General features: G+C 69.0%; 19 protein-coding genes and 1 tRNA gene. 12 read left to right on the top strand and 8 right to left on the bottom strand.

All coding sequences use genetic code 11. The annotated features are described in order from the left end of the window. The first annotated feature begins 68 nt into the window (after window positions 1–68). The 8 genes from ACGFW5_RS14505 (at window position 69) to ACGFW5_RS14540 (ending at window position 9,718) form a co-directional block, all read left to right on the top strand. Window positions 69–2,366, top strand: a complete 2,298-nt coding sequence (locus tag ACGFW5_RS14505; RefSeq protein WP_393834543.1) for an FdhF/YdeP family oxidoreductase — start codon at window positions 69–71, stop codon at window positions 2,364–2,366. Window positions 2,367–2,461: 95 nt separating this feature from the next. Continuing rightward, window positions 2,462–2,929, top strand: a complete 468-nt coding sequence (locus ACGFW5_RS14510; protein WP_393834544.1) for a PaaI family thioesterase — start codon at window positions 2,462–2,464, stop codon at window positions 2,927–2,929. 299 nt (window positions 2,930–3,228) lie between these two features. Next, entirely contained in the window at window positions 3,229–3,681 is a 453-nt protein-coding gene (locus tag ACGFW5_RS14515) for a hypothetical protein (RefSeq protein ID WP_393834545.1), read from the top strand. Window positions 3,682–4,092: 411 nt separating this feature from the next. Then, window positions 4,093–5,310, top strand: a complete 1,218-nt coding sequence (locus ACGFW5_RS14520; protein ID WP_393834663.1) for a branched-chain amino acid ABC transporter substrate-binding protein — start codon at window positions 4,093–4,095, stop codon at window positions 5,308–5,310. A gap of 100 nt (window positions 5,311–5,410) precedes the next feature. Then, window positions 5,411–6,340: a branched-chain amino acid ABC transporter permease gene (locus tag ACGFW5_RS14525; protein WP_393834546.1), complete on the top strand. Its 930-nt coding sequence runs from the start codon at window positions 5,411–5,413 to the stop codon at window positions 6,338–6,340. A 5-nt stretch (window positions 6,341–6,345) separates the two neighbouring features. Continuing rightward, window positions 6,346–8,139: a branched-chain amino acid ABC transporter permease gene (locus ACGFW5_RS14530; RefSeq protein ID WP_393834547.1), complete on the top strand. Its 1,794-nt coding sequence runs from the start codon at window positions 6,346–6,348 to the stop codon at window positions 8,137–8,139. Between the two features lie 5 nt (window positions 8,140–8,144). Beyond that, window positions 8,145–9,005: an ABC transporter ATP-binding protein gene (locus tag ACGFW5_RS14535; protein WP_393834664.1), complete on the top strand. Its 861-nt coding sequence runs from the start codon at window positions 8,145–8,147 to the stop codon at window positions 9,003–9,005. Further along, the gene (locus ACGFW5_RS14540) at window positions 9,002–9,718 is read left to right on the top strand and encodes an ABC transporter ATP-binding protein (protein WP_393834548.1); all 717 of its coding nucleotides are present in this window, start codon (window positions 9,002–9,004) and stop codon (window positions 9,716–9,718) included. The genes ACGFW5_RS14535 and ACGFW5_RS14540 overlap by 4 nt, the downstream gene beginning before the upstream one ends. 72 nt (window positions 9,719–9,790) lie before the next feature. Here the strand turns inward: ACGFW5_RS14540 and ACGFW5_RS14545 are convergent, their stop codons facing one another. Then, entirely contained in the window at window positions 9,791–10,444 is a 654-nt protein-coding gene (locus tag ACGFW5_RS14545) for a response regulator (RefSeq protein ID WP_350229736.1), read from the bottom strand. Window positions 10,445–10,542: 98 nt separating this feature from the next. Between ACGFW5_RS14545 and ACGFW5_RS14550 the strand changes: the two genes are divergently transcribed. After that, window positions 10,543–10,615: transfer RNA gene (locus tag ACGFW5_RS14550), tRNA-Leu, on the top strand. Between the two features lie 109 nt (window positions 10,616–10,724). Further along, complete coding sequence (locus ACGFW5_RS14555) at window positions 10,725–11,498, top strand: helix-turn-helix domain-containing protein (protein ID WP_393834549.1); 774 nt, start codon at window positions 10,725–10,727, stop codon at window positions 11,496–11,498. A 46-nt stretch (window positions 11,499–11,544) separates the two neighbouring features. Here the strand turns inward: ACGFW5_RS14555 and pyk are convergent, their stop codons facing one another. Both pyk and ACGFW5_RS14565 read right to left on the bottom strand, forming a co-directional pair. Then, on the bottom strand, window positions 11,545–12,981 hold the full coding sequence (gene pyk, locus ACGFW5_RS14560) for a pyruvate kinase (protein ID WP_393834550.1): 1,437 nt from the start codon (window positions 12,979–12,981) through the stop codon (window positions 11,545–11,547). Between the two features lie 214 nt (window positions 12,982–13,195). Next, window positions 13,196–13,891, bottom strand: a complete 696-nt coding sequence (locus tag ACGFW5_RS14565; protein ID WP_393834551.1) for an SIMPL domain-containing protein — start codon at window positions 13,889–13,891, stop codon at window positions 13,196–13,198. 188 nt (window positions 13,892–14,079) lie between these two features. On the opposite strand from ACGFW5_RS14565, the gene ACGFW5_RS14570 reads away from it, so the two are divergent. Beyond that, window positions 14,080–15,894, top strand: coding sequence for a bifunctional metallophosphatase/5'-nucleotidase (locus tag ACGFW5_RS14570; protein WP_393834552.1), 1,815 nt, complete (start codon window positions 14,080–14,082; stop codon window positions 15,892–15,894). Between the two features lie 64 nt (window positions 15,895–15,958). On the opposite strand, the gene ACGFW5_RS14575 is transcribed toward ACGFW5_RS14570, so the two are convergent. The 5 genes from ACGFW5_RS14575 to ACGFW5_RS14595 form a co-directional block, all read right to left on the bottom strand. Beyond that, window positions 15,959–17,368, bottom strand: a complete 1,410-nt coding sequence (locus tag ACGFW5_RS14575; protein WP_393834553.1) for a lysine N(6)-hydroxylase/L-ornithine N(5)-oxygenase family protein — start codon at window positions 17,366–17,368, stop codon at window positions 15,959–15,961. Beyond that, window positions 17,365–18,843: a pyridoxal phosphate-dependent decarboxylase family protein gene (locus ACGFW5_RS14580; protein WP_393834554.1), complete on the bottom strand. Its 1,479-nt coding sequence runs from the start codon at window positions 18,841–18,843 to the stop codon at window positions 17,365–17,367. The genes ACGFW5_RS14575 and ACGFW5_RS14580 overlap by 4 nt, the downstream gene beginning before the upstream one ends. Before the next feature lie 310 nt (window positions 18,844–19,153). Beyond that, window positions 19,154–21,676 carry an aminopeptidase N gene (gene pepN / locus ACGFW5_RS14585; protein WP_393834555.1) on the bottom strand — a complete coding sequence of 841 codons (2,523 nt, stop codon included), beginning with the start codon at window positions 21,674–21,676 and terminating at the stop codon, window positions 19,154–19,156. 613 nt (window positions 21,677–22,289) lie between these two features. After that, window positions 22,290–22,592, bottom strand: coding sequence for a chorismate mutase (locus ACGFW5_RS14590; protein WP_393834556.1), 303 nt, complete (start codon window positions 22,590–22,592; stop codon window positions 22,290–22,292). An 11-nt stretch (window positions 22,593–22,603) separates the two neighbouring features. Beyond that, window positions 22,604–23,491 (bottom strand): helix-turn-helix domain-containing protein, encoded by an 888-nt coding sequence (locus ACGFW5_RS14595; protein ID WP_393834557.1) that lies wholly within the window; start codon window positions 23,489–23,491, stop codon window positions 22,604–22,606. Between the two features lie 144 nt (window positions 23,492–23,635). Here ACGFW5_RS14595 and ACGFW5_RS14600 point away from each other — a divergent pair, with 144 nt between their 5' ends. Further along, a complete protein-coding gene (locus ACGFW5_RS14600) occupies window positions 23,636–25,429 on the top strand; it encodes a beta-galactosidase family protein (protein ID WP_393834558.1) in 1,794 nt (597 codons plus the stop codon). Window positions 25,430–25,660 lie beyond the last annotated feature (231 nt).

The raw sequence follows: 25,660 nt of genomic DNA on the forward strand, positions 1-25,660 counted from the left end.
GCTGTCAGTGGCGCGTGACAGGATCGGGAATGTACGCATCTCGTGTTCGCTCGAAGGGGAGCAGCGCCATGGCCAGCAAGCCGCCCGCAGGTGATCCGGTCCAGGACGCGCCGCAGGTCGCCGCGCCCAAGCATGCCGCCGCCGGGCTCCCCGCCATCGGTCACACCCTGCTCATGGCTCAGCAGCAGATGGGTGTGCGCCGCACCGCGCAGACGCTTTTGAAGGTCAACCAGAAGGACGGCTTCGACTGTCCGGGCTGCGCCTGGCCGGAGGGCGACAAGCGGCACACGGCGGAGTTCTGTGAGAACGGGGCGAAGGCGGTCGCTGAGGAGGCGACGCTGCGCCGGGTCACGCCCGACTTCTTCGCCGCGCATCCGCTCTCCGATCTGGCCACGCGCAGTGGGTACTGGCTGGGTCAGCAGGGCCGGATCACACAGCCGATGTATCTGCCCGAGGGCGCCGACCGGTACGAGGCCGTCGCCTGGGAACGGGCTTTCGAGATCATCGCCGAGGAGCTGACGGCGCTCGACTCCCCCGACGAAGCGCTGTTCTACACCTCGGGGCGCACCAGCAACGAGGCCGCGTTCCTGCTTCAGCTCTTCGCCCGGGAGTTCGGCACCAACAACCTGCCGGACTGCTCCAACATGTGCCACGAGTCGTCCGGTTCCGCGCTCACGGAGACCATCGGTGTCGGCAAGGGCAGTGTGTCCCTTGACGACCTCCACCAGGCCGATCTCATTGTGATCGCGGGGCAGAACCCGGGGACCAACCATCCTCGGATGCTGTCCGCCCTGGAGAAGGCGAAGAACGCCGGGGCGAAGATCATTTCGGTGAATCCGCTGCCCGAGGCGGGCTTGGAGAAGTTCAAGAACCCGCAGACCCCGCAGGGCATGATCAAGGGCGCCGCTCTCACCGACCTGTTCCTGCAGATCCGCATCGGCGGCGACCAGGCGCTGTTCCGTCTCCTCAACAAGCTGATCCTGGAGACCGAGGGCGCCGTCGACGAGCTGTTCGTACGCGAACACACCCATGGGTTCGAGGAGTTCAGGGCCGCAGCGCGCGAGGCGGACTGGGAGCGGACGCTGACCGCGACGGGCCTGAGCCGCGCCGACATCGAGCAGGCCCTGGCGATGGTGCTGGCCTCCCGGCGGACCATCGTGTGCTGGGCGATGGGTCTGACCCAGCACAAGCACTCGGTGCCCACCATCCGCGAGGTCGTCAACTTCCTTCTGCTGCGCGGCAACATCGGCCGTCCCGGCGCCGGGGTCTGCCCGGTGCGCGGCCACTCCAACGTGCAGGGCGACCGCACCATGGGCATCTTCGAGCGGCCCGCGCCCGCGCTGCTCGACGCCCTGGAGAAGGAGTTCGGGTTCGCGCCGCCCCGCCACCACGGTTTCGACGTCGTGCGGTCCATCGAGGCGCTGCGCGACGGCAGGGCGAAGGTGTTCTTCGCCATGGGCGGCAACTTCGTGAGCGCCACCCCCGACACCGAGGTCACCGAGGCCGCGATGCGCCGGGCCTCGCTCACCGTCCACGTCTCGACCAAGCTGAACCGCTCGCATGCGGTGACGGGCCGGCGCGCCCTGATCCTGCCCACCCTGGGGCGTACCGACAAGGACGTGCAGAAGAGCGGCCGGCAGTTCGTGACGGTGGAGGACTCGATGGGTCTGGTGCACGCCTCCCGCGGCAACCTGGCTCCCGCGAGCCGTCATCTGCTGTCCGAGCCGGCCATCGTCGCGCGCATGGCCCGGGCCACCCTGGGCGCCAGGTCCGTGATCGACTGGGCGGAGTTCGAGCGGGACTACGCCACGATCCGCGACCGCATCGCCCGCGTGGTGCCCGGTTTCGAGGACTTCAACGCGCAGCTCGCGGCGCACGCGGGCGGCTTCCAGCTGCCGCACGCCCCGCGCGACGAGCGGCGCTTCCCCACCGCCACCGGCAAGGCCAACTTCACGGCGGCGCCCGTCGAGTTCCCCGAGCTGCCCGAGGGCCGGCTGCTGCTCCAGACCCTGCGCTCGCACGACCAGTACAACACCACCATCTACGGCCTGGACGACCGCTACCGCGGCATCAAGGGCGGCCGTCGCGTCGTCCTGGTCAACCCCGCCGACGCGGCCGAACTGGGCCTGGCCGACGGGGCGTACACGGATCTGGTGAGCGAGTGGAGGGACGGCGTGGAGCGGCGCGCGCCCGGCTTCCGCGTGGTCCACTATCCGACCGCGCGCGGCTGCGCCGCCGCCTACTATCCCGAGACGAACGTGCTGGTGCCGCTGGGTTCCACGGCCGATGTCAGCAACACCCCGGCGAGCAAGTCGGTGGTGGTGCGTTTCGAGCGTACGCGGCAGGAGGGCGGCCCGCGGGAATGAGAGCTGCGCCCTAAGCGTTTGCTCAGCCATCTGGTATGACGGAGCGGACAGCGCCAGTACAGCGCAGTACCCGCAGATGAACGGAGCCGTGGCCCATGGGCGAGCAGAGCAGCGTGAAGTTCCCGCAGGAAGTCGTCGACGAGTACGCCGCCCTCGGCGTCGACCTGCACGCCATGTTCTCCGCCGGGCATCTGGGCACACGCATGGGCGTGCAGATCGTCGAGGCCTCGGCGGAGCGCGTCGTGGGCACCATGCCCGTCGAGGGCAACACCCAGCCCTACGGGCTGCTGCACGGCGGCGCCTCCGCGGTCCTCGCCGAGACGCTGGGCTCGGTCGGCTCGATGCTCCACGGCGGCCTCAGCAAGGTCGCCGTCGGGGTGGACCTGAACTGCACCCACCACCGGGGCGTGAAGAGCGGCCTGGTCACCGGCGTCGCCACGCCCGTGCACCGCGGCCGCTCGACGGCCACGTACGAGATCGTCATCACCGACGAGCAGGACAAGCGGGTCTGCACGGCCCGCCTGACCTGCCTGCTGCGTGACGCCGCGGGCCTCAAGGACTGAACCCGCCGGGGGGCCCGGGCCGCCCCAGGGCACCCCCCGGTGACCCCACCCCGGGGCACCCCCCGGTGACCCCGCCCCGGGGCACCCCCCCGGTGCCCCCCCCGGTGACCCCGCCCCGGCGGGCAACCCGGCACGGCAACTCCGCCCGACCGCCCCCGCCCGGAAGCCCCGCCTGGCAACTCCGCCCGACCGCCCCCGCCCGGAAGCCCCGCGCGGAGGGCCCAAGTCCGTTTCATGGCCGACGAGTTGACGACTCGTCGGCCATTGTCACCTCACGCTCCGCGCCCTAACTTCGTGCCATGAGGACCCAAGGACGGCCACGGGCACGCCTCGTCCTGTCGGGCGCCCTCGCCGTGGCGGCCGTACTGACCGGCTGCGACGACGGGCACGTGGAACCCTCCGGCGCCGCCACCCCCGCCGCCTCCTCGGTCAACTCGCCGTCCCCGCACGTCACTTCGCCCACCGAGCTCTGCACCCACCTGGTCACCTACTGGGCGCAGCAGGAGCTGGACCAGGGAAAGGGCTCCGGCCTGGACTATCAGGAGAAAGGCCTGTCCGACGGACAGAACGCCATCCTCCTGACCACACTGGCCGCCGCACGCCGAGAACGCGCGGCCCACGGCGCGGCCGCCGGCGACCGGGTCATCGGGCAGAGCGCGCAGCGCGGTTGCGCCGAGCGCTATCGCAACGGCACGCCCACGACGGGCCCCTGGGCCCAGACGAAGCTGCCCACCCCCACCCGATCATCGTGACGCTGCGTGACAATCGGGCGGGGGTCCGGGAGTGACATCCGGCCCTCGGGCGGCGCCTTCCCGGCCATCGACCGGCTTCCGGACAGCGAGGGCCCTGTCAGCACCATGATCCCCTCAAGCCCCTTAGCGGAACTGCGGGTTCTCATCATGCGAGAAATCCCCGTGTCATGAAACGTACAAATTGTCCGCCCTGCACCACCAAGGTTTGGCCTTGGCATAACAAGAAAGTCACATCCTGTCCCGGCTGCTCCCCACCCTCCCCGGCTGCGCTTAGAGTCACGGCCAGTCACCGCGCCGCCGGGTGCGACTGCTGCACGGCCCTTACCACCCAGTACGGCCCGGCGACCGACACGGCACCTCATTCACGAGGAGGCCGCGCCAGGGAAAGGACCCATCGTGCGACACCGTTCCTTGCTCATCCTCACCACAGTGCTCACCACAGGCGCACTCACCCTCACCGCCTGCGGCTCGCGCGACGACAAAGGCGGCGGCGACAGCAGCGGCAAGAAGCAGACCGTCGTCATCGGCGTAGACGCCCCCCTCACGGGTGACCTGTCCGCCCTCGGCCTCGGCATCAAGAACTCCGCCGACCTCGCCGCACAGACGGCGAACAAGCAGAACCTCGTCCCCGGCGTCGAGTTCAAGACCCAGCCGCTCGACGACCAGGCCCAGCCCTCCGTCGGCCAGCAGAACGCCACCAAGTTCATCGGCGACAAGAGCGTCGTCGGCGTCGTCGGCCCCCTGAACTCCAGCGTCTCGCAGTCCATGCAGAAACCGCTCAACGACGCCGGCCTCACCCAGATATCCCCCGCCAACACGGGCACCGAACTGACCCAGGGCGACGGCTGGAAGACCGGCACGAAGAAGCGCCCCTACAAGACCTTCTTCCGCACCGCCACCACCGACCAGGTCCAGGGCGCCTTCGCCGCCAAGTACCTGTTCAACAACGCCAAGATCGACTCGGTCTACCTCATCGACGACCAGAAGACCTACGGCGCCGGCCTCGCCGCGTCCTTCAAGGACACCTTCACCAAGCTCGGCGGCAAGATCGTCGGAAGCGACCACATCAACCCCGACGACCGCGACTTCAACGCCATCGTCGCCAAGGTCAAGTCCACCGGCGCCAAGGCCCTCTACTACGGCGGCGAATACCCCGCCGCCGGCCCCCTGTCCCAGCAGCTCAAGGACAGCGGCACCAACATCCCACTCATGGGCGGCGACGGCATCTACAGCGCCGACTTCATCAAGCTCAACAAGAAAGCCACGGGCGACCTCGCCACCTCCGTCGGCAAGCCCGTCGAGCAGCTCGACTCCGCCAAGACGTTCATCGCCAACTACAAGGCAGCCAACTTCAAGGACGCCTACGAGGCCTACGGGGGCGGCACCTACGACGCCACCTGGGCCATCATCCAGGCCGTCAAGGACGTCGTCACCGCCAACAACGGCAAGCTCCCCAGCGGCGACCTGCGCGCCAAGGTCCTCGACGCCGTCGGCAAGGTCAAGTTCGACGGAGTCACCGGCCCCGTCTCCTTCGACGAGTACGGCGACACCACCAACACCATGATGACCGCCTACAAGGTCACCGACGGCGCCTGGAAGCCCGAGCTCAGCGAGGCCTACAAGCCGTAACCCGGCGAATCCCGCCCCACCGCAACCCAAGGACCGCGCGGGAGCGCCACCAGCGCTCCCGCGCGGCGCCATATCTGCTCACATTCACGGAGGCCCCGCGGTGCACGAACTGCCGCAACAGCTGGCCAACGGACTCATCCTCGGCGCGATGTACGGACTCATCGCGATCGGCTACACGATGGTCTACGGCATTGTCCAGCTCATCAACTTCGCCCACGGCGAGATATTCATGGTCGGGGGCTTCGGGGCTCTCACCGTCTTCCTCGCACTCCCCACAGGCTTCTCCCTCCTCGCCGCCATCCCCCTCATGATCATCGGCGGCGTCATCATCTCCGTACTCGTCGCCACCGCAGCCGAACGCTTCGCCTACCGGCCCCTGCGCGGCGCCCCCCGCCTGGCCCCCCTCATCACCGCGATCGGCCTCTCCCTCGCCCTCCAACAGGCCGTATGGAAGTGGTACCCCGACGCCAAGAAGGACCGCTCCTTCCCCCAGTTCGACGGCACCCCCTTCCACGTCCTGGGCGCCAACATCCAACGCGGCGACCTCTTCATCCTCATCGCCGCCCCCGTCTGCATGATCGCCCTCGGGTTCTACGTCGCCAAAACCCGCACCGGCCGCGGCATGCAAGCCACCGCCCAGGACCCCGACACCGCCAAACTCATGGGCATCAACACCGACCGCATCATCGTCATGGCCTTCGCCATCGGCGCCGCGTTCGCCGCCGTCGCCGCCGTCGGCTACGGCCTCCACAACGGCCAAGTCGGCTTCCGCATGGGCTTCATCATGGGCCTCAAAGCCTTCACCGCAGCCGTACTCGGCGGCATCGGCAACATCTACGGAGCCATGCTCGGCGGCATCGTCCTCGGCCTCGCCGAAGCCCTCGCCGTCGGCTACGTCGGCAACATCCCCAGCATGGAACTCTTCGGCGGCGGCGCCTGGAAGGACGTATGGGCCTTCGTCCTCCTCATCGTCGTCCTCCTCGTGCGACCCCAGGGCCTGCTCGGCGAACGCGTCGCGGACAGGGCGTGAACACCATGACCACCAACACCACCCACCGCGACAGCGGCACCCCACTCATCCCGCTGCCCACCAGCCTCGCCCGGCACACCCTCACCGCCGGCGCCACCATCGCCCTCATCGGCACCTTCATGGCCTGGACCTGGACCAGCGACTTCCCCGGCGACCTCACCGTCACCGGCTACCCCGGCGGCCTCCAACTCCTCACCCTCACCGCCGCAGCCCTCACCCTCCTCTTCACCCTCTCCACCTACGGCATCCAAGGACTGCGCTGGCTCACCCCCGGCGGAACCAACGCCCCCCTGCGCCTGCTGGCCCTCGCCACCTTCGCCACCACCGGCTACACCCTCGGCGCGATCTCCAGCGACCTCGGCGGCATCGTCAACCTCGAACCCGGCGCCTACGTCTCCGGCACCGGCTCCCTCATCGCCCTCATCGCCGCCTTCGCCCTCCCCGGCGACACACCCGGCACCGACACCACCGGCGACAACCCCTGGCAACGCATCCGCCACACCCTCACCGCCCCCAGCCCCCGCACCGCCAAAAACATCCCCGACTGGGCTGGCATCCTCATCATCGTCGCCGCCTTCGCCATCGGCCTCTACGTCTTCGCCTACGGCATCGACACCGCCTACACCGAACTGTTCATCGGCTTCCTCATCACCGCCGTATTCACGTTCGCCGCCCTCACCCAAGCAGGCCTCCTCGCCCGCCTCGCCGCACTCACCGCACACCACCGCACCATCACCCTCAGCGCCGCCTTCGCCGCCGCGATCTGCTTCCCCTTCACCCAATCCAGCGACGAATACGCCCTCATCGGCGCCAACATCCTCATCTTCGCCACCGTCGCCCTCGGCCTCAACGTCGTCGTCGGCCTCGCAGGCCTCCTCGACCTCGGCTACGTCGCCTTCCTCGGCGTCGGCGCCTACGCCGCAGCCCTCGTCTCCGGCGCAAGCACCTCCAGCCTCGGCGTCCACTTCCCCTTCTGGGCCGCCATCCTCGTCGGCGCCGGCGCCTCCCTCATCTTCGGCGTCCTCATCGGCGCCCCCACCCTGCGCCTACGCGGCGACTACCTCGCCATCGTCACCCTCGGCTTCGGCGAAATCTTCCGCATCACCATGAACAACCTCAACGGGAACAGCGGACCCAACGTCACCAACGGTTCCCGCGGCATCCCCGCCATCCCCGACATCACCATCTTCGGATACGACCTCGGCATCAGCCACGACATCGCCGGCTTCACCCTCGGCAAACCCGGCAACTACTACCTCCTGATGCTCGTCATCACCCTCGTCGTCGTCACCGTCTTCCGACGCAGCGCCGACAGCCGCATCGGCCGCGCCTGGGTCGCCATCCGCGAAGACGAAACCGCCGCCACCGCCATGGGCATCAACGGCTTCCGCGTCAAACTGATCGCCTTCGCACTCGGCGCCACCCTCGCCGGACTCGCCGGCACCGTCCAAGGCCACCTCACCAGCACCGTCACCCCCGAGCAATACCAATTCGCCGGCTCCGTACCCCCCAACTCCGCCTTCCTCCTCGCCGCCGTCATCCTCGGCGGCATGGGAACCATGAGCGGACCCCTCATCGGCGCCGCCCTCCTCTACCTCATCCCGGCCAAACTCCAATTCATGCAGGACTACCAGCTACTCCTCTTCGGAATAGCCCTCATCGTCCTCATGCGCCTGCGCCCCGAAGGCATCATCGCCGACCGCAGGAAAAAGCTCGAATTCCACGAAACCGGGCAACTCGACACACCAGAAACCAGCCTCACCGACACACCCGTCGGCGTCACCAAGGCGGGGGCGTGACCAGCATGACCACCACGACCGACACCGTCCTCCACGCCAGCGGCGTCACCATGCGCTTCGGCGGCCTCACCGCCGTACGAGACGTCGACCTCACCGTCAACAGCGGCGAAATCGTCGGCCTCATCGGACCCAACGGCGCAGGCAAAACCACCTTCTTCAACTGCCTCACCGGCCTGTACGTCCCCACCGAAGGCAAAGTCACCTACAAAGGCACCGTCCTTCCCCCCAAACCCCACCTCGTCACCCAGGCCGGCGTCGCCCGCACCTTCCAGAACATCCGGCTCTTCCCCAACATGACCGTCCTGGAAAACGTCCTCGTCGGCCGCCACACCCGCACCAAAGAAGGCCTCTGGTCCGCACTCCTGCGCCTCCCCGGATTCAAAAAAGCCGAAGACGCATCCCGCGAACGCGCCATGGAACTCCTGGAGTTCACCGGCCTCGCCGCAAAAGCAGACCACCTCAGCCGCAACCTCCCCTACGGCGAACAACGCAAGCTCGAAATCGCCCGCGCACTCGCCAGCGAACCCGGACTCCTCCTCCTCGACGAGCCCACCGCCGGCATGAACCCCCAAGAAACCCGCGCCGCCGAAGAACTCATCTTCGCCATCCGCGACCAAGGCATCGCCGTCCTCGTCATCGAACACGACATGCGGTTCATCATGAGCCTCTGCGACCGCGTCTCCGTCCTCGTCCAAGGACAAAAACTCATCGAAGGCACCCCCGAGACCGTCCAGGCCGACGAACGCGTCATCGCCGCCTACCTCGGCACCCCCTTCGAAGGCGCACCCGGAGACGAGGAAATCGCCGAAGTAGAAGCCGCCGAAACGGCGCAGAGCACCACCAGCACCGAAGGAGACACCCCGTGACCGCACTCCTCGAAGTCGAGGACCTCCGGGTCGCCTACGGCAAAATCGAAGCCGTCAAAGGCATCTCCTTCAGCGTCGAAGCAGGACAAGTCGTCACCCTCATCGGCACCAACGGCGCCGGAAAAACCACCACCCTGCGCACCCTCTCCGGCCTCCTCGAACCCCTCGCCGGAACCATCACCTTCGACGGCAAACCCCTCAAAAACGTCCCCGCCCACAAAATCGTCGCCCTCGGCATGGCCCACTCCCCCGAAGGCCGCCACATCTTCCCCCGCATGACCATCGAGGACAACCTCCGCCTCGGCGCCTACCTCCGCGACGACAAAACAGGCATCGAAAAAGACATCCAACGCGCCTACGACCTCTTCCCCATCCTCGGAGAACGCCGAAAGCAAGCCGCAGGCACCCTCTCCGGCGGCGAACAACAAATGCTCGCCATGGGCCGCGCGTTGATGTCCCAGCCGAAACTCCTGATGCTGGACGAACCCTCCATGGGCCTCTCCCCCATCATGATGCAGAAAATCATGGCCACCATCACCGAACTCAAAGCCCAAGGCACCACCATCCTCCTCGTCGAACAGAACGCCCAAGCCGCGCTCTCCCTCGCCGACCACGGCCACGTCATGGAAATCGGCAAAATAGTCCTCTCCGGCACCGGACAAGACCTCCTCCACGACGAATCCGTCCGCAAGGCCTACCTCGGCGAAGACTGACCCTCCGGACATACGCGAATGGCCCGCACCCGGAACCCCGGATGCGGGCCATCTGCATATCAACCCGGGGAACTACTCCCCCTTCGCCGCCTTCTTCTCCTCGGCGTCCTCAATAACCGCCTCAGCCACCTGCTGCATCGACATCCGACGATCCATCGACGTCTTCTGAATCCACCGGAACGCCGCCGGCTCCGACAACCCGTACTGCGTCTGCAGCACCGACTTCGCCCGGTCCACCAGCTTCCGCGTCTCAAGGCGCTGCGAAAGGTCCGCGACCTCCCGCTCCAGCGCCTTCAACTCCGTAAACCGCGACACCGCCATCTCGATCGCCGGCACCACATCGCTCTTCGAGAACGGCTTCACCAGATACGCCATCGCACCGGCATCCCGCGCCCGCTCGACCAGGTCCCGCTGACTGAACGCCGTCAGCATCAACACCGGCGCGATCGACTCCTTCGCGATCAGCTCCGCCGCGGAGATCCCGTCCAGGACCGGCATCTTCACATCCAGGATCACCAGATCCGGCCGGTGCTCCCGGGCCAGCTCGACGGCCTTCTGCCCGTCACCGGCCTCGCCGACGACCGCGTAGCCCTCTTCTTCGAGCATCTCTTTGAGATCGAGGCGGATGAGGGCCTCGTCCTCGGCGATCACGACGCGGGTGGTCAGCGGGGGGACATGCGACGCGTCGTCGTCTGCGACGGGCTGGGGCGACTCGGGGGCGGTCACGGGGGCTCCTTGGTTAAGGCAGGTGCTGCTACCTGAGCCTACCTAGCTCCTGTATGTTTGAGATACGAGGGGTCTTCGGTATCCTTCGTTTCGAAGGGGCCCCGGTAGCCCAGCGGCAGAGGCAATGGATTCAAAACCCATTCAGCGTCGGTTCGAATCCGACTCGGGGCACTTCTCCTTCAATTCCAAGGTTTAGCCATGCTTGGCGATCTTCACTCGACCTGCTGAACACGCGCTCGAACCGTCGCCCGGTGGCATGCAATCAACGAGCCTCTGGGGCATGTACGACATATCGACGCGGCGCTCCGCCTTGGATCTCGTCGCCCAGGGCCACAGCCTGAACTACGTCAGCAAGCAGACCGGGATATCGCGCGCAACGATCCGCGCCTGGCGAAGCCGGATCGAGCCGCTCCGCAGCGCGAGTCCGTGTCCGAGGTGCCGCCACGACCCGGGCGTTCCGGAGGACACCGCCGCGTACGCGTACCTACTGGGCCTCTATCTCGGAGACGGCTGCATCAGCGCACACCCACGAGGCGTCGGCCACTTCTTGCGCATCGCCTGCGCCGACGCGTGGCCGGGCCTGATGGAGCTGTGCCGGAACGCAATCAAAGCGGTGCGCCCGGAGAGCGGCGTGTACGACCTGCAAAGGCAGGGGTACGTCTCCGTGACCAGCTACGACCGCCACTGGCCCTGCCTGTTCCCTCAGCACGGTCCCGGCAAGAAGCACGAGCGTGCCATCGTGCTCGAACCGTGGCAGGAGGCCGTAATCGGCACGCATCCATGGGAGTTCATCCGCGGGCTCGTCCATTCCGACGGATGCCGGACCGTCAACTGGACCGAGAAGGTCATCGGCGGGGAACGCAAGCGCTACGAATATCCGCGGTACTTCTTCACCAACACCTCCACCGACATCGTGGACCTCTTCACCGGCGCACTCGACCGTGTCGGTGTGGAGTGGCGCTCCGCGCGCCGCGCCCGGGGCGCCCGGAACATATCCGTCGCCAAGCGGAACTCCGTCGCCCTGATGGACCAGCACATAGGCCCGAAGTACTGACGCGGGGCCCCCTGCAAGGGGTGGCGCAAGGGGCCGTGGCCCAGGGTTACTTGGGGCTGTCGTCCTCGCCGATGTGGTGGACGCGGACCAGGTTCGTGGAGCCGGCCACGCCGGGCGGGGAGCCGGCCGTGATGACGACGACGTCGCCCTTCTGGCAGCGGCCGAACTTGAGCAGCATCTCGTCCACCTGGGCCACCATCTCGTCGGTGGATTCGACGTGCGGTCCGAGGTAAGTCTCCACGCCCCAGGTGAGGTTGAGCTGGGAGCGGGTGGCGGGGACGGGGGTGAAGGCGAGGAGGGGGATCGGGGAGCGGTAGCGGGACAGGCGTTTGACCGTGTCGCCGGACTGGGTGAAGGCGACGAGGAATTTGGCGCCGAGGAAGTCGCCCATTTCGGCGGCGGCTCGGGCGACGGCGCCGCCCTGGGTGCGGGGTTTGTTGCGGTCGGTCAGGGGCGGGAGGCCCTTGGCGAGGACGTCTTCTTCGGCCGCTTCGACGATGCGGCTCATCGTCTTGACGGTTTCGATGGGGTGTTTGCCGATGCTGGTCTCGCCGGAGAGCATGACGGCGTCGGTGCCGTCGATGACGGCGTTGGCGACGTCGCTGGCTTCGGCGCGGGTGGGGCGGGCGTTGTCGATCATCGAGTCGAGCATCTGGGTCGCGACGATGACCGGCTTGGCGTTGCGTTTAGCGAGTTTGATGGCGCGTTTTTGGACGATGGGGACTTGTTCGAGGGGCATTTCGACGCCGAGGTCGCCGCGGGCGACCATGATGCCGTCGAAGGCGGCGACGATGTCGTCGATGCTGTCGACGGCTTGGGGCTTTTCGATTTTGGCGATGACGGGGAGGCGTCGGCCTTCTTCGTCCATGATGCGGTGGACGTCGTGGATGTCGTGGCCGCTGCGGACGAAGGAGAGGGCGATGATGTCGGCTCCGGTGCGCAGGGCCCAGCGGAGGTCTTCCTGGTCCTTGTCGGAGAGGGCGGGGACGGAGACGGCGACGCCGGGGAGGTTGAGGCCTTTGTGGTCGGAGACCATGCCGCCCTCGATGACGAGGGTGTGGACGTGGGGGCCGTCGACGCGGGTGACTTCGAGGGCGACTTTGCCGTCGTCGACGAGGATGCGTTCGCCGGTGGTGACGTCGGTGGCGAGGCCGGGGTAGGTGGTGCCGCAGAGGTGGCGGTCGCCGGGGGTGTGTTCTTCGGTGGTGATGGTGAATTCGTCGCCGCGTTCAAGGAGTACGGGGCCTTCGCGGAATTGTCCGAGGCGGATCTTCGGGCCTTGAAGGTCGGCGAGGATGCCGACGTTGTGGCCGGTTTCTTCGGAGGCTTTGCGGACGTGGTGGTAGCGCTGTTCGTGTTCGGCGTAGGTGCCGTGGCTGAGGTTGAAGCGGGCTACGTCCATTCCGGCTTCGACCAGGGCTTTGATCTGGTCGTATGTGTCGGTGGCTGGTCCTAGGGTGCAGACGATTTTGGCTCGGCGCATGGGGTGAGCCTAGGGGCTTACCGATGGGTAGGTATTTGGTGGCGGGGTACTGCTCAACAACCTTTGCTTGATGGTTGGTTGACAAGTGTTGAAGTGTGCGTGGGGGCGCTCCGATGAGCAGGTGGGGCGCCCCTTTCGCGGGGTGGCCGGGGTGTTGCCGGAAGTGTTGTCGGAAGTGTTGTCGGGGGTGTTGCAGGGGTGTGGGGTGTGGGTGTTACAGGGTGGGCGGGGCCATGATGAAGCGGGCGTTGACGCGGGCGCGGACGGTTTGGCGTTGGGGTTCGAGGTCGAGGGCGGGGGCGGGTTCGGCGGCGCCGGGGGCGGCGCTGCGGAAGGCCATGCCGCCGGGGGCGGGCATGCCGTAGGCGGGGGCGGGGTTGTCGGCGCCGGGGTCGGAGAGTTCGACGAGGGCGGTGAGGGTGGTGCCGAGGGCGTCGGCGTATTCGCGGGCGCGTACGACGGCTTGCTGGACGGCGCGGCGGCGTACTTCGGTGTGGGCGGGTGAGTCGTGGCGCAGGGACCACCAGGGGCCGTCGACGCGGGTGAGTTCGAGGTCGGCGAGGCGGGTGGTGAGTTCGCCGAGGGCGGTGAAGTCGTTGAGTTCGGTGGTGATGCGGACGGCGCCGTGGTGGGTGCGGACGCGTTCGCCGCGGCCGTGGCGGGTGAGTTCGGGGGTAAGGGTGAAGGCGCCGGTTTCGAGTTTTTCGATGGCGTTTTCGTAGCTTTTGATGAGGTCGATGACGTAGGCGTTGCGGCGGGTGAGGTCGTCGAGGGTGGTGCGGCGGTCGGGTCCGCGGGTGGTGATGGTGATGGTGAGGCCGGCGATTTCGGGGTCGACTTCGAGGTGTGCTTCGCCGTGGACGGCGAGGCGGGGCTGGTCGGGGGTGCCGTAGGGCTGGGTGTCGGTCATGGGTCCACTGTGGCATCGCCGGGGGTTGGGGGCGGGGGGTGTTCTTGTCGGGGCCCGGTCATCAGATCGCAACCTGCTGGGGGTGTTGCGATGGTGGGTTGTGCGTCAGAATCCGTGGGTCTACGCGCGTGGTCCTCGGTTTGTTGCGCTCAACTTCTACGCGCGTCACACGACTTCAGGGAGAGAGCATGCCGCTGAACCGCAGGACGTTCCTTGGCACTACGGCCGCCGCCGGTGCCGGTGTGGCCGTGGCCGGGGGTGTCGCTTCGCCCGCCGAGGCCGCGCCGCAGAGTCTGGACCACGGGCACGGGCGTGAGCCGAAGCGGTACGCGTTCTCGGTGATGGGGACGACGGATCTGCACGGCCACGTCTTCAACTGGGACTATTTCACGGACGCGGAGTACGACGACGCGGCGCACAACGACGTGGGTCTGGCGAAGATCTCGACGCTGGTGGATCAGGTCCGCGAGGAGAAGGGCCGTCACAACACGCTGCTGATCGACGCGGGTGACATCATCCAGGGCACGCAGCTGTCGTACTACTACGCGCGGGTCGAGCCGATCACGGGGTCGGGTGGCAAGCGGGGTCCTGAGCACCCGATGGCGCTCGCGATGAACCACATGCGGTATGACGCGGCGGCCCTCGGCAACCATGAGTTCAATTACGGCATTCCGACGTTGCGGGCGTTCCAGGACCAGTTGGACTTCCCGTTGCTCGGTGCGAACGCGCTGGACGCGAAGACGTTGAAGCCGGCGTTCCCGCCGTACACGGTGCGGCGGCTCAAGGTGCCGCACGGGCCGGATGTGAAGGTGGGCATCCTGGGGCTCACCAACCCGGGGATCGCGATCTGGGACAAGGCCAATGTGCAGGGGAAGATGACGTTCCCTGGCCTGGTGGAGCAGGCGAAGATCTATGTGCCGAAGCTGCGGGCGCTGGGTTGTGATGTGGTGATCTGCACGGATCACTCGGGGCTCGACGGGAGCACGTCGTACGGGGACGCGTTGCCGTATCCGGAGAACGCCTCGTCGCTGGTGGCGGAGCAGGTGCCGGGGATCGACGCGATTTTGGTGGGCCACACGCACAAGGAGGTGGCGTCACGGACGGTGGTCAACAAGGAGACCGGCAGGTCGGTGGTGCTGTCCGAGCCGTACATGTGGGGCATGCGGCTGAGTGTCTTCGATTTCGAGCTGGAGTTCTCGCGGGGCCGGTGGCATGTGACGTCGGTGTCGGCGGATGTGCGCAACGCCAATGCGGTGGCCGAGGACCCGGTGGTGAAGCGGCTGGTGAAGGCGGAGCACGACAAGGTCGTGGCGTATGTGAACCAGGTGGTGGGCAACAACGCGGCGGAGATGCGCTCGGACCAGGCTCCGTACAAGGATGTGCCGATCATTGATCTGATCAACCACATTCAGGCGGAGACGGTGAAGGCGGCGCTGGCGTCGACCTCGTACGCGTCGCTGCCGGTGCTGTCGCAGGCGGCGTGCTTCTCGCGGTCGGCCGTCATTCCGGCGGGCAAGGTGACGATCAAGGACGTCGCGGGTCTGTATGTGTACGAGAACACGCTGGAGGCGCGGCTTCTGACGGGTGCTCAGGTGAAGGCGTACATCGAGTTCTCGGCCAACTACTACGTGCAGACGACGGGTGCGGTGGATCCGGCGAAGATCACGAACGCGGACAACACGCCGGACTACAACTATGACGTGGTGAGTGGTGTGTCGTACGAGGTCGACATCGCGAAGCCGGCGGGTTCGCGGGTGTCGAAGGTGATGTTCGACGGTAAGCCGTTGGACGACGCGGCGCAGTTCGTGTTGGCGGTGAACAACTACCGGGCCAATGGTGGCGGTAATTTCCCGGGGGTGGCCACCGCCAAGCAGCTGTGGGCGAACTCCGACGAGATCCGTAACACGATGATCGCGTGGGTGAAGGCGAAGGGTGTCATTGATCAGGCGGAGTTCGCTTCGGTGGACTGGAAGCTGACGCAGAACGGTGTGCCGGTGTTCTGAGTGCGCATGTTCTGAGTGCGCATGTGGCGGGTGCCGGCGCGGTGCAGCGTGAGCCGGTGAAACGTCACGGCTGTTCGACGAGGGGGATCAGGCCCTCCGGCTGGTGTGCCGGGCGGGCCTGGTTCTTTTTGTCGAGGCCGAAGGTGGTGAAGGCGGTGCGGGTGGGCAGGGGGTAGGGCTCTTTGCCGGTGAGGGAGTTGAGGATGCTGGCGCTGCGCCAGGCGGCGAGGCCGAGGTCGGGTGTGCCGACGCCGTGGGTGTGTGTCTCGGCGTTCTGGACGTAGACGTTTCCGGTGACGGATGGGTCGAGGACGAGGGTGAAGTCCTGGTCGACGCGGGGGCGTTCGGCGTTGTCGTAGCGCATGTAGGGGTCGAGTCCGGCGAGCATGCGGCCGAGGGGGCGTTCGCGGTAGCCGGTGGCGAGGACGACGGCGTCGGTGGTGAGGCGGGAGCGGGTGCCTTGCTGGGTGTGTTCGAGGTGGAGTTCGACTTTGGTGGTGGCGACGCGGCCGGCGGTTCGTACGGTCACGCCGGGGGTCATGGTGATGTCGGGCCAGCCGCCGTGCTGGGTGCGGCGGTAGAGCTCGTCGTGGATGGCGGCCATGGTGTCGGCGTCGATGCCCTTGTGGAGCTGCCATTGGCGGGGCAGGAGCTGGTCGCGTACGGGTTCGGGCAGGGCGTGGAAGTAGTGGGTGTAGTCGGGGGTGAAGTGTTCGAGGCCCAGTTTGGAGTACTCCATGGGGGCGAACGCTTCGGTGCGGGTGAGCCAGGTGAGTTTTTCGGCGCCGTGGGGGCGGTTGCGCAGGAGGTCGAGGAAGATTTCGGCGCCTGATTGTCCTGAGCCGATGACGGTGATGTGGTCGGCGGCCAGCAGGCGTTGGCGGTGGTCGAGGTAGTCGGCGGAGTGGATGACGGGGACGGCGGGGGCGTCGGCGAGGGGTTTGAGGGCTTCGGGTACGTGGGGTTGGGTGCCGATGCCGATGGCGAGGTGGCGGGTGTGGGTGCGGCCGAGTGCTTGGGCTTCGCCGTTCAGGTCGAGGTGGGTGTAGTCGATTTCGAAGAGGGCGCGTTCGGCGTTCCAGCGGACGGCGTCGACTTGGTGGGAGAAGTGGAGGTCGGTGAGGTTTTCGCTGACCCAGCGGCAGTAGGCGTCGTATTCGGTGCGCTGGATGTGGAATTTTTCGGCGAAGTAGAACGGGAAGAGCCGTTCGCGGTGTTTGAGGTAGTTGAGGAAGGTCCAGGGGTTGGCGGGGTCGGCGAGGGTGACGAGGTCGGCGAGGAAGGGGACTTGGAGGGTGGTGCCTTCGATGAGGAGGCCGGGGTGCCAGTGGAAGGCGGGGCGTTGTTCGTAGAAGGCGGTGTCGAGTCCGCCGGGTACGCCGTGGGCGAGGGCGGCGAGGGAGAGGTTGAAGGGGCCGATGCCGATGCCGACGAGGTCGTGGGGTTGGTCTTCCGGGGTGGTGTGGGTGGTCATTGGGGGGTGCCTTCCGTGGGGGGCGGGGTGGGGGCGTTGAGGGTGGGGGCATTGCGGGTGGGGGCATTGCGGGTGGGGGCGTTGAGGTTGGTGGTGAGGGGGGCGGTGGTGAGGGGTGCGGTGGCGAGGAGGGTGGTGGCGAGGAGGGTGTGCAGGTCGTGGGGGGTGAGGTGGGGGTTGAGGAGGGTGGCTTTGAGCCAGAGGCGGCCGTCGGCGTGGGCGCGGCCGAGTACGGCGGTGCCGTGGGTGAGCAGGGTGCGGCGGATGTGGGCGACGTCTTCGTCGGTTGCGTGGTGGGGGCGGAAGAGGACGGTGGAGATGGTGGGGCGTGCGTGCAGCTCCAACTGGAGGTGTTCGTCGATGAGTTGGGCGAGTGTGGTGGCGTGGGCACAGACGCGGTCGATGAGGTGGGCGAGGCCGTCGCGGCCGAGTGCGCGCAGGGTGACGGCGATTTTGAGGGCGTCGGGGCGGCGGGTGGTGCGTAGGGAGCGGCCGAGGAGGTCGGGGAGGCCGTGGTGGGTGTCGTCGTCGGCGTTGAGGTAGTCGGCGGTGTGGGTGAGGGGGGTGAGGTGGTGTGGGTCGGCGACGGCGAGGAGGCCTGCGGCGACGGGTTGCCAGCCGAGTTTGTGCAGGTCGAGGGTGACGGTGTGGGCCCGGTCGAGGCCGGCGAGTTGGGGGCGGTGGCGGTCGCTGAAGAGGAGGGGCCCGCCGTAGGCGGCGTCGACGTGGAGGTGGGCGTGGTGGCGGGCGCACACGTCGGCGATGGCGGGGAGTGGGTCGATGGCGCCGGTGTCGGTGGTGCCTGCGGTGGCGACGACGAGGGCTCGGTGGCCCAGGCGGGTGAGGGTGTCGTCGAGGGCGGTGGGGTCGGTGGTGCCGGTGGGTGTGGGGATGACGAGGGGTTGGGGCAGGCCGAGGAGCCAGGCGGCGCGGTGGATGGAGTGGTGGGTGTGCGCGCCGCACACGATGGGGAGGGGGCCGTGGTGTTCGCGGGCGAGGAGGAGGGCGAGCTGGTTGGATTCGGTGCCGCCGGTGGTGATGAGGGCGTCGCCGTGGGGCCAGATCTCGTGGGCGATGGCCTGGGTGACGAGGGTTTCGAGGGCGGAGGCGGCGGGCGCCTGGTCCCAGGAGTCCAGGGAGGGGTTGAGTGCGGACGCGGCGAGGTCGGCGGCGGCCGCGAGGGCGAGGGGCGGGGTGTGGAGGTGGGCGGCGCAGTGCGGTTCGGCGGGGTCGGCGGCGCCTTCGGCGAGGGCCCGTACGACGGTGGTGAGGGCTTCTTCGGCGCCGGTGCCGTGAGTGGGGAGGATGTCGCGGGCGGCGGCGTGGACGCGCTGGGCGACGGCTTCGGGGCCGCCTTTGGGCAGGGGCCCGCCCCTGGCTTTCGCCCCGTGGTGGAGGGCGTCGAGTACGACGTCGAGGAGGGGGCGCAGGGCTGCGGGCCCTGCGGTGCCTCCGGCGAGGGGCGGGCTGTGCATGGGGTTCCTTCGGGGGTGCGGGCAGCGACTTCACCAGCGTGGTCCTGGGTGGGCCGGTGAAGCCGCTGTGCACAACGATCTCAACCCGAAAGTGGTATTGCCTTGCGGTGAGGGCGAGTTGGGGCGGGTGGTTGCTGCTATGGCGTGTCCGCCCCGCCCGCTGCGGTGGGCCGCGCGGGCCGGGTGTTCAGCCCCGTACGCGAACCGTGGCCCGCACAGGCCCCAGGTTCAGCCGCGTACGCGAACCGTGGCCCGCACAGGCCTGCGGTTCAGCCGCGTACGCGAACCGTGGGCCGCGCGGGCCGAACGCTCAGCCGCGTACGCGCAGGGCTCGGCGCAGGTCGTCGACCTGGTCGGCGAGGCAGCGGCGCAGGGCGGGGGTGAGGTCCTTGTGGGTCAGGCAGGCCTCGCCCAGGCGCAGGGTCTCCTCGTCGACGGCGGGCACGGGGAAGGCGTACTGGCCGGCGGCCTTGGCCATGGCGGGGCCGCGGCGGATGGCGAAGGGGACGGCGTCCTCGTAAAAGCGGGCGATGTAGGGCTGGAGGATGTCTGCCTGTTCGGGCTGCCAGAAGCCCTGGGCGGTGGCGGTGAAGAGGTAGTTGGAGAGGGTGTCGCCGTGGAACATGGCGTTCCAGGCGGCTTCCTTGGCGGCGGGGGTGGGCAGCGCGGCGCGGCAGCGGGCGGCGCCTTCCTCGCCGGTGGCGCTGGGGTCGTCGGCGAGGTGGGCGGCGATTTCCTGCTCGTCGGTGGCGCCGAGTACGGCGAGACGGGTGAGGATGCGCCAGCGCAGTTCGGGATCGAGTTCGGGGCCGCCGGGGACGTGGCCGTCCTGGAGCCAGGCGCGCAGGGTGTCGGGCTGGGTGGCGGCGGCGATGAAGTGGCGTACGGCGATGAGGCGCAGGCCGGGGCCGCTGCCGTCCTCGGTGCGGCGGATCAGGTCGCGGGTGAGGTCGGTGAGGAGGGCGAGGGCGGTGGGGCGGTCGGCGGGGGTGAGGTAGCGGTCGGCGATCTGGGTGGCGGCGAAGGTGAGGACGCCTTGGACGACGGCGAGGTCGGTCTCTTCGCAGAGGTGGGCGCGGGCGGTTTCCAGGTAGTCGGTGAGTGCGAGTTCGCCGTCGCGGACCATGTCGCGCAGGGTGTTCCACAGGACGGCGCGGGTGAGGGCGTCGGGGACGCCGGACAGGGAGCGCAGGGCGGCTTCGGTGGAGGGCTCGTCGAGGCGGACCTTGGCGTAGGTGAGGTCCTGGTCGTTGAGGACGAGCAGGGCGGGGCGCAGGCCGGGCCGGGTGACGGGTTCGGTGTGCGGGACGTCGATGTCGAACCGGTCGCGCAGGACGAGGTTGCGGCCGTCGTGGGGGTCGCGGTCGTAGGCGCCGACGGTGAGGCGGTGGGGGCGTTGTCCTTGGCGGGTGACGGTGAGGTGCCACTGTCCGTCGCTTTCGGCGACGGTGGGGGTGAGGGTGTCGACGCCGGTGGTGCCGAGCCATTCCTCGGCCCAGGCGTGGACGTCGCGGTCGGTGGCGCCGGCGAGGGAGTCGATGAAGTCGGCGAGGGTGGCGTTGGCGAACTTGTGGCGGGCGACATGGGTGTTGATGCCGGCGAGGAAGTCCTTCTCGCCGAGCCAGGCGACGAGTTGGCGCAGGGCTGAGGCGCCCTTGGCGTAGGAGATGCCGTCGAAGTTGAGCAGGGCGGAGGCGGTGTCGGGGACGGCGTCGGGTGCGGGGGCGACGGGGTGGGTGGAGGGCCGCTGGTCGGCGTCGTAGCCCCAGGATTTGCGGGTGATGGCGAATTCGACCCAGGTGTCGGTGCCCCTCCATCCGGGGGGACGCCCCCCGGGCCCCCCGGGGGCGACTTCGTTGAGGGTCTGGTAGCCCATGTATTCGGCGAAGGATTCGTTGAGCCAGATGTCGTCCCACCATTGGAGGGTGACGAGGTCGCCGAACCACATGTGGGCCATTTCGTGGGCGATGACCATGGCGCGGATCTGGCGCTGGGTGTCGGTGACGGCGGAGCGGTAGACGAATTCGTCGCGGAAGGTGACGAGGCCGGGGTTCTCCATGGCGCCGGCGTTGAATTCGGGGACGAACGCCTGGTCGTAGGAGTCGAAGGGGTAGGGCTCGTCGAACTTCTCGTGGTAGCGGTCGTAGCACTGCCGGGTGATCTCGAAGAGTTCGTCGGCGTCGGCGTCGAGGTGGGGGGCGAGGGAGCGGCGGCAGTGCAGGCCGAAGGGGAGCCCGGCGTGTTCGGTGGTCACGGAGTGCCAGGGGCCTGCGGCGACGGCGACGAGGTAGGTGGAGATGAGGGGGGTGCTGGCGGTTTTCCAGCGGCCGTCGTCCTGCTGGGTGGTGACGCCGTTGGCGAGGACGGTCCAACCGTCGGGGGCGGTGACGGTGAGGTCGAAGACCGCTTTGAGGTCGGGCTGGTCGAACGCGGCGAAGACGCGCTGGACGTCTTCCATGAACAGTTGGGTGTAGGTGTACGTCTCGCCGTCGGCGGGGTCGGTGAAGCGGTGCAGCCCTTCGCCGGTGCGGGAGTAGCGCATGACGGCGTCGATGTGGAGTTCGTGGGGGCCCGCGGTGAGGCCGGTCAGTGCGAGCCGGTTGTCGAGGAGGCCTTCGGGGTCCAGGGGTGCTCCGTCGAGGGTGACGGAGCGCAGGGTGGCGGGTTTGAGCTCGACGAAGGTGTCTGCGGCGGTGCGGGTGGTGAAGTGGATGGCGGTGCGGGAGGTGAAGGTGTCCTCGCCGCCGGTGGTCAGGTCGAGTTCGATGGCGTAGCGCTGTACGTCGAGGAGGTGGGCTCGGGTCTGCGCTTCGTCGCGCGTCAGTACGGGCATGGGGCCATGCTGCCCGAAGCGGAGGTGCCCGCACAGGGCCGTCCGGCCCGTGCGGAGCCTGCGCGGGGGCGGACAGGTCGGGGGTGCGGGTGACGCGGGCTCACAAGGCGCGGCGGGCGGGCGCGGTGAGGGTGGGCAGGGTGAGCGCGAACCGGGCGCGGTGGGGTCCCTGGGGCTGGGGCGGAAACTCAGGTCCGGGTTACGGCTGCGGGCCGCGCTCGGGGTCCGGGGCTGAGCGCCAGGCCCGGGGTACGGGTGCGGGCCGCGCTCGGGGTCCGGGGCTGAGCGCCAGGCCCGGGGTACGGGTGCGGGCCGCGCTCGGCTGGGCGCGCCGTTCCCCGCGCCCCTGGCGGGGTTGGCGTGAGCCCGGGGTCAGGTTTCCCCGGACGGGCAGGGGCGTGTCCGGTGGGCCTGCGCTCCTCGGCTCGTGCGGGTGTGTACTCGGTACGGTCGGTGTCCGCCGCCGTGCGGTTGTCCCCGCTCGCAGCGCGCCCCGGCTCACAGGGCGTCCGCGGCTTACGGGGCGTCCCCGCGCGCAGGGCGTCCGCGGCCCATGGAGTGGCCCCGGCTCACAGGCGTCCCGGCTCGTGGGGCGGCCTCAACCCGTGGGGTGTCAGGCGGACTTGGCGATGGTTTCGTGGTGGCGGATGACCTCGGCGATGATGAAGTTCAGCAGTTTTTCCGCGAACGCCGGGTCGAGTTTGGCGCTCTCGGCGAGGCGGCGCAGTCGGGCGATTTGTTCGGCTTCGCGCGAGGGGTCGGCCGGGGGAAGTCGGTGCTCGGCCTTGAGGTGGCCGACCTGCTGGGTGCATTTGAAGCGCTCGGCCAGCATGTGCACGACGGCGGCGTCGATGTTGTCGATGCTGTCGCGCAGCCGGGAGAGCTCTGCCTGCACGGAGGGGTCGATCGTGGTCATGGTCGTCGAGCTTACGTGGCGTGGCCCGCGATGGTCGGCGGGTGTTCAGGATCCGGGATCCGGCTGCTCCAGCCGCCGGGGACGGCCCGGCTCTGCTGCTCGCGGAAGCGTACGGGTGCGATGCCGACGCGGCGGGTGAACAGGCGGGAGAAGTAGGCGGGGTCGTCGTAGCCGACGCGGCGGGCGACGGCGGCGACGGGCAGTTCGGTGGCGGCGAGGAGTTCTTTGGCGCGCCCGAGGCGGATGCCGAGGAGGTAGTCCTTGGGGCTGCATCCGGCGGATCTGCGTACCGCGGTGCGCAGCTCGGCGGGCGTCATGCAGTGCCGGGCCGCGTGGTCGGCGACCGACAGGGCCTGGAAGGCGTCGCGGGCCAGGGCTTCGAGTACCGGGTCGCCGTCGGGGGCGACGTCGGCGCGGGCGCGGCGCAGGGCGACGAGGAGTTCGTGGACGGCGGCGGCGGTCTCGACTTCCAGGAGGGGGTTGCCGCGGCGGGCGGCCCGGGCGATGCGGCCGACGGCGGCGCGGGCGGCGACGGTGTCGCTGAGCGGGACGACGGGCCGGTCGGGGTCGATGTAGCCGAGTTCGGTGTACGTGGTGGTGGCGGGCCCGGTGAAGTCGACGAAGGACTCGTCCCAGCCGGTGGTGGGGTCGGGCCCGTAGTGGTGGGGGGTTCCGGGGGTGAGCCAGATCAGGGCGGGCGCGGTGACGGCCACGCGGCGGCCGTCGGCGCCGCGGAACCAGCCGCTGCCCGCGCCGATGACGACGGCGACGTGGTGGTCGAGGGTGCGGGGTCCGACGGTGGGCAGCGTGCCGTGTTGCAGTCCCACGCCGAGGCAGACCAGGCCGAGCCGGTGGTGGGCCGGACTTGGGGTGAAATACCGCATCCAGGTGTGATACATGCCGCTTTCCGCTCTCTGCCGGTCCCCCTTGTGTCCAATCAGCGCCGATCTTTGTCCATGGACCCCGGCGACGCCAGGGGTGAGAGTGGCCCGGCGTAGTGATCGGGACAGAGCAGTGATCGAGAGACAGGGGCGGGTTCGCCGGTGGCCGACTTCACGGTGGGGGACGAGGACTTTCTGCTCGACGGGCGGCCGGTGCGGCTCCTTTCGGGGGCGCTGCACTACTTCCGGGTGCACGAGTCGCAGTGGGGTCACCGGCTGGCGATGCTGCGGGCGATGGGCCTGAACTGCGTCGAGACGTATGTGCCGTGGAATCTGCACGAGCCGTTTCTGGGTCACTACCGGGACGTGGGGGCGCTGGGCCGGTTTTTGGACGCGGCGCGGGAGGCGGGGCTGTGGGCGATCGTGCGGCCGGGCCCCTACATCTGCGCCGAGTGGGAGAACGGGGGGCTGCCGCACTGGCTGACGGGCCGGCTCGGGCGGCGGGCGCGTACGGACGACCCGGAGTACCTGGTGCATGTGAACCGGTGGTTTCGTGCGCTGCTCCCCCAGGTCGCCGAGCGGCAGGCCGACCGGGGTGGCCCGGTGCTGATGGTGCAGGTGGAGAACGAGTACGGCAGTTACGGCAGTGACCGGGGTTATCTGCGGCATCTCGCCGATCTGCTGCACGACTGCGGGATCACGGTGCCGCTGTTCACGTCGGACGGGCCCGAGGACCACATGCTGACGGGGGGTTCGCTGCCGGGTGTGCTGGCGACGGCGAACTTCGGCAGCGGGGCGCGGGAGGCCTTCGATGTGCTGCGCCGGCATCAGCCGTCGGGGCCGTTGATGTGCATGGAGTTCTGGTGCGGATGGTTCGACCACTGGGGTGCGGAGCACATGGTGCGGGACGCGGCCGACGCGGCGGCGGCACTGCGGGAGATCCTGGAGTGCGGGGCGTCGGTCAACCTCTACATGGCGCACGGCGGCACCAACTTCGCGGGCTGGTCCGGCGCGAACCGGGCGGGCGAGCTGCATATGGGGGCGCTGGAGCCGACGGCGACGTCGTACGACTACGACGCGCCGATCGACGAGGCGGGCCGGCCCACCGCGAAGTTCTGGCTCTTCCGTGACGTACTCGCGTCGTATCAGGACGGCCCGCTTCCGCAACTGCCGCCGCAGCCGCGTGGGTTGGCGGGTTCGTTCGTCGCCGAGGGGGCGGACTGGGCGCCGCTCGGGGACGTCATGGACGTCCTGGGTGGTGAGGAGGCCGAGTCGCCGGTTCCGCCGACGTTCGAGGAGCTGGACGTCGATCGTGGCGTGGTCCGCTATTGCCTGGACGTGCCCGGGCCGCGTCAGCCGTACCCGCTGGGTGTGCTCGGACTGCGGGACGTGGCGACGGTGTACGTCGACGGGGTGCGGGCGGGTGTCCTGGACGGCGAGGACGCGACGCTGGCCGGCCCCGTGCCGGGCGGGGCAGCGGTCGAGCTATGGGTGGAGTCGCTGGGCCGGGTCAACTACGGGCCGCGCGGCGGGGAGCCGAAGGGGATCACGGGCGGGGTGCTGCACGAGCGGCAGTATCTGCACGGGGTGCGGGCGCGGGGGCTGCGCCTTGATGCCTTCGAGGCGCCGGACGCGGTGGCGAAGGTCCCGTTCCGCGAGGCGCCGCCGGACGGGGCGACGGGCCTGTACCGGATGCGGGTCGACCTGCCGGCCGGGGCCCGCGACGCGTCCTTCGCGTGGCTTCGGCTGCCGGGGTGGGGGCGGGGGTTCGGGTGGGTGAACGGGTTCTGCGCGGGGCGGTACTGGGGGGTGGGGCCGCAGCGGGGGCTGTACGTGCCGGGGGCGGTGCTTCGGGCGGGGGCGAACGAGGTGTGGGTGCTGGAACTGGATCGTGCGGGGGGCGCCGGGGGCGCCGGGGGGTGGGAGGGGGTGTTTGGGCCCACCCTCGGCGTGTGAGCCCCGTCCGGCCGGGGCCGGGCTTTCGGGTGCGGGCCGTGCGGGCCGGGCCGTGCTGGCCGTGCTGGCCGTGCTGGGCTGGCCGTGCTGGCCGTGCTGGGCTGGCCGTGCTGGCCGTGCTGGGCTGGTTGCGCAGTTCCCCGCGCCCCTTCACCCGCCTTCGGGTGCGGGCCGTGCGGGGTTGCTCGCGCAGTTCCCCGCGCCCCCAGCCACTCGGCGCCGGGCGGCACC

Origin of the sequence: Streptomyces sp. NPDC048416 (assembly GCF_043200435.1) — a bacterium.
In the GTDB taxonomy this organism is placed as follows: Bacteria; Actinomycetota; Actinomycetes; order Streptomycetales; family Streptomycetaceae; genus Streptomyces.

Bases quoted from the DNA above. Each gene is read 5' to 3' on its own strand.
- ACGFW5_RS14530 (WP_393834547.1), top strand. From the start codon at position 6,346: ATGACCACCAACACCACCCACCGCGACAGCGGCACCCCACTCATCCCG.
- ACGFW5_RS14505 (WP_393834543.1), top strand. From the start codon at position 69: ATGGCCAGCAAGCCGCCCGCAGGTGATCCGGTCCAGGACGCGCCGCAG.
- ACGFW5_RS14565 (WP_393834551.1), bottom strand. From the start codon at position 13,891: ATGACCGACACCCAGCCCTACGGCACCCCCGACCAGCCCCGCCTCGCC.
- ACGFW5_RS14555 (WP_393834549.1), top strand. From the start codon at position 10,725: ATGTACGACATATCGACGCGGCGCTCCGCCTTGGATCTCGTCGCCCAG.
- pepN (WP_393834555.1), bottom strand. From the start codon at position 21,676: ATGCCCGTACTGACGCGCGACGAAGCGCAGACCCGAGCCCACCTCCTC.
- ACGFW5_RS14595 (WP_393834557.1), bottom strand. From the start codon at position 23,491: ATGTATCACACCTGGATGCGGTATTTCACCCCAAGTCCGGCCCACCAC.
- ACGFW5_RS14575 (WP_393834553.1), bottom strand. From the start codon at position 17,368: ATGACCACCCACACCACCCCGGAAGACCAACCCCACGACCTCGTCGGC.
- ACGFW5_RS14510 (WP_393834544.1), top strand. From the start codon at position 2,462: ATGGGCGAGCAGAGCAGCGTGAAGTTCCCGCAGGAAGTCGTCGACGAG.
- ACGFW5_RS14580 (WP_393834554.1), bottom strand. From the start codon at position 18,843: ATGCACAGCCCGCCCCTCGCCGGAGGCACCGCAGGGCCCGCAGCCCTG.
- ACGFW5_RS14535 (WP_393834664.1), top strand. From the start codon at position 8,145: ATGACCACCACGACCGACACCGTCCTCCACGCCAGCGGCGTCACCATG.
- ACGFW5_RS14515 (WP_393834545.1), top strand. From the start codon at position 3,229: ATGAGGACCCAAGGACGGCCACGGGCACGCCTCGTCCTGTCGGGCGCC.
- ACGFW5_RS14570 (WP_393834552.1), top strand. From the start codon at position 14,080: ATGCCGCTGAACCGCAGGACGTTCCTTGGCACTACGGCCGCCGCCGGT.
- ACGFW5_RS14590 (WP_393834556.1), bottom strand. From the start codon at position 22,592: ATGACCACGATCGACCCCTCCGTGCAGGCAGAGCTCTCCCGGCTGCGC.
- pyk (WP_393834550.1), bottom strand. From the start codon at position 12,981: ATGCGCCGAGCCAAAATCGTCTGCACCCTAGGACCAGCCACCGACACA.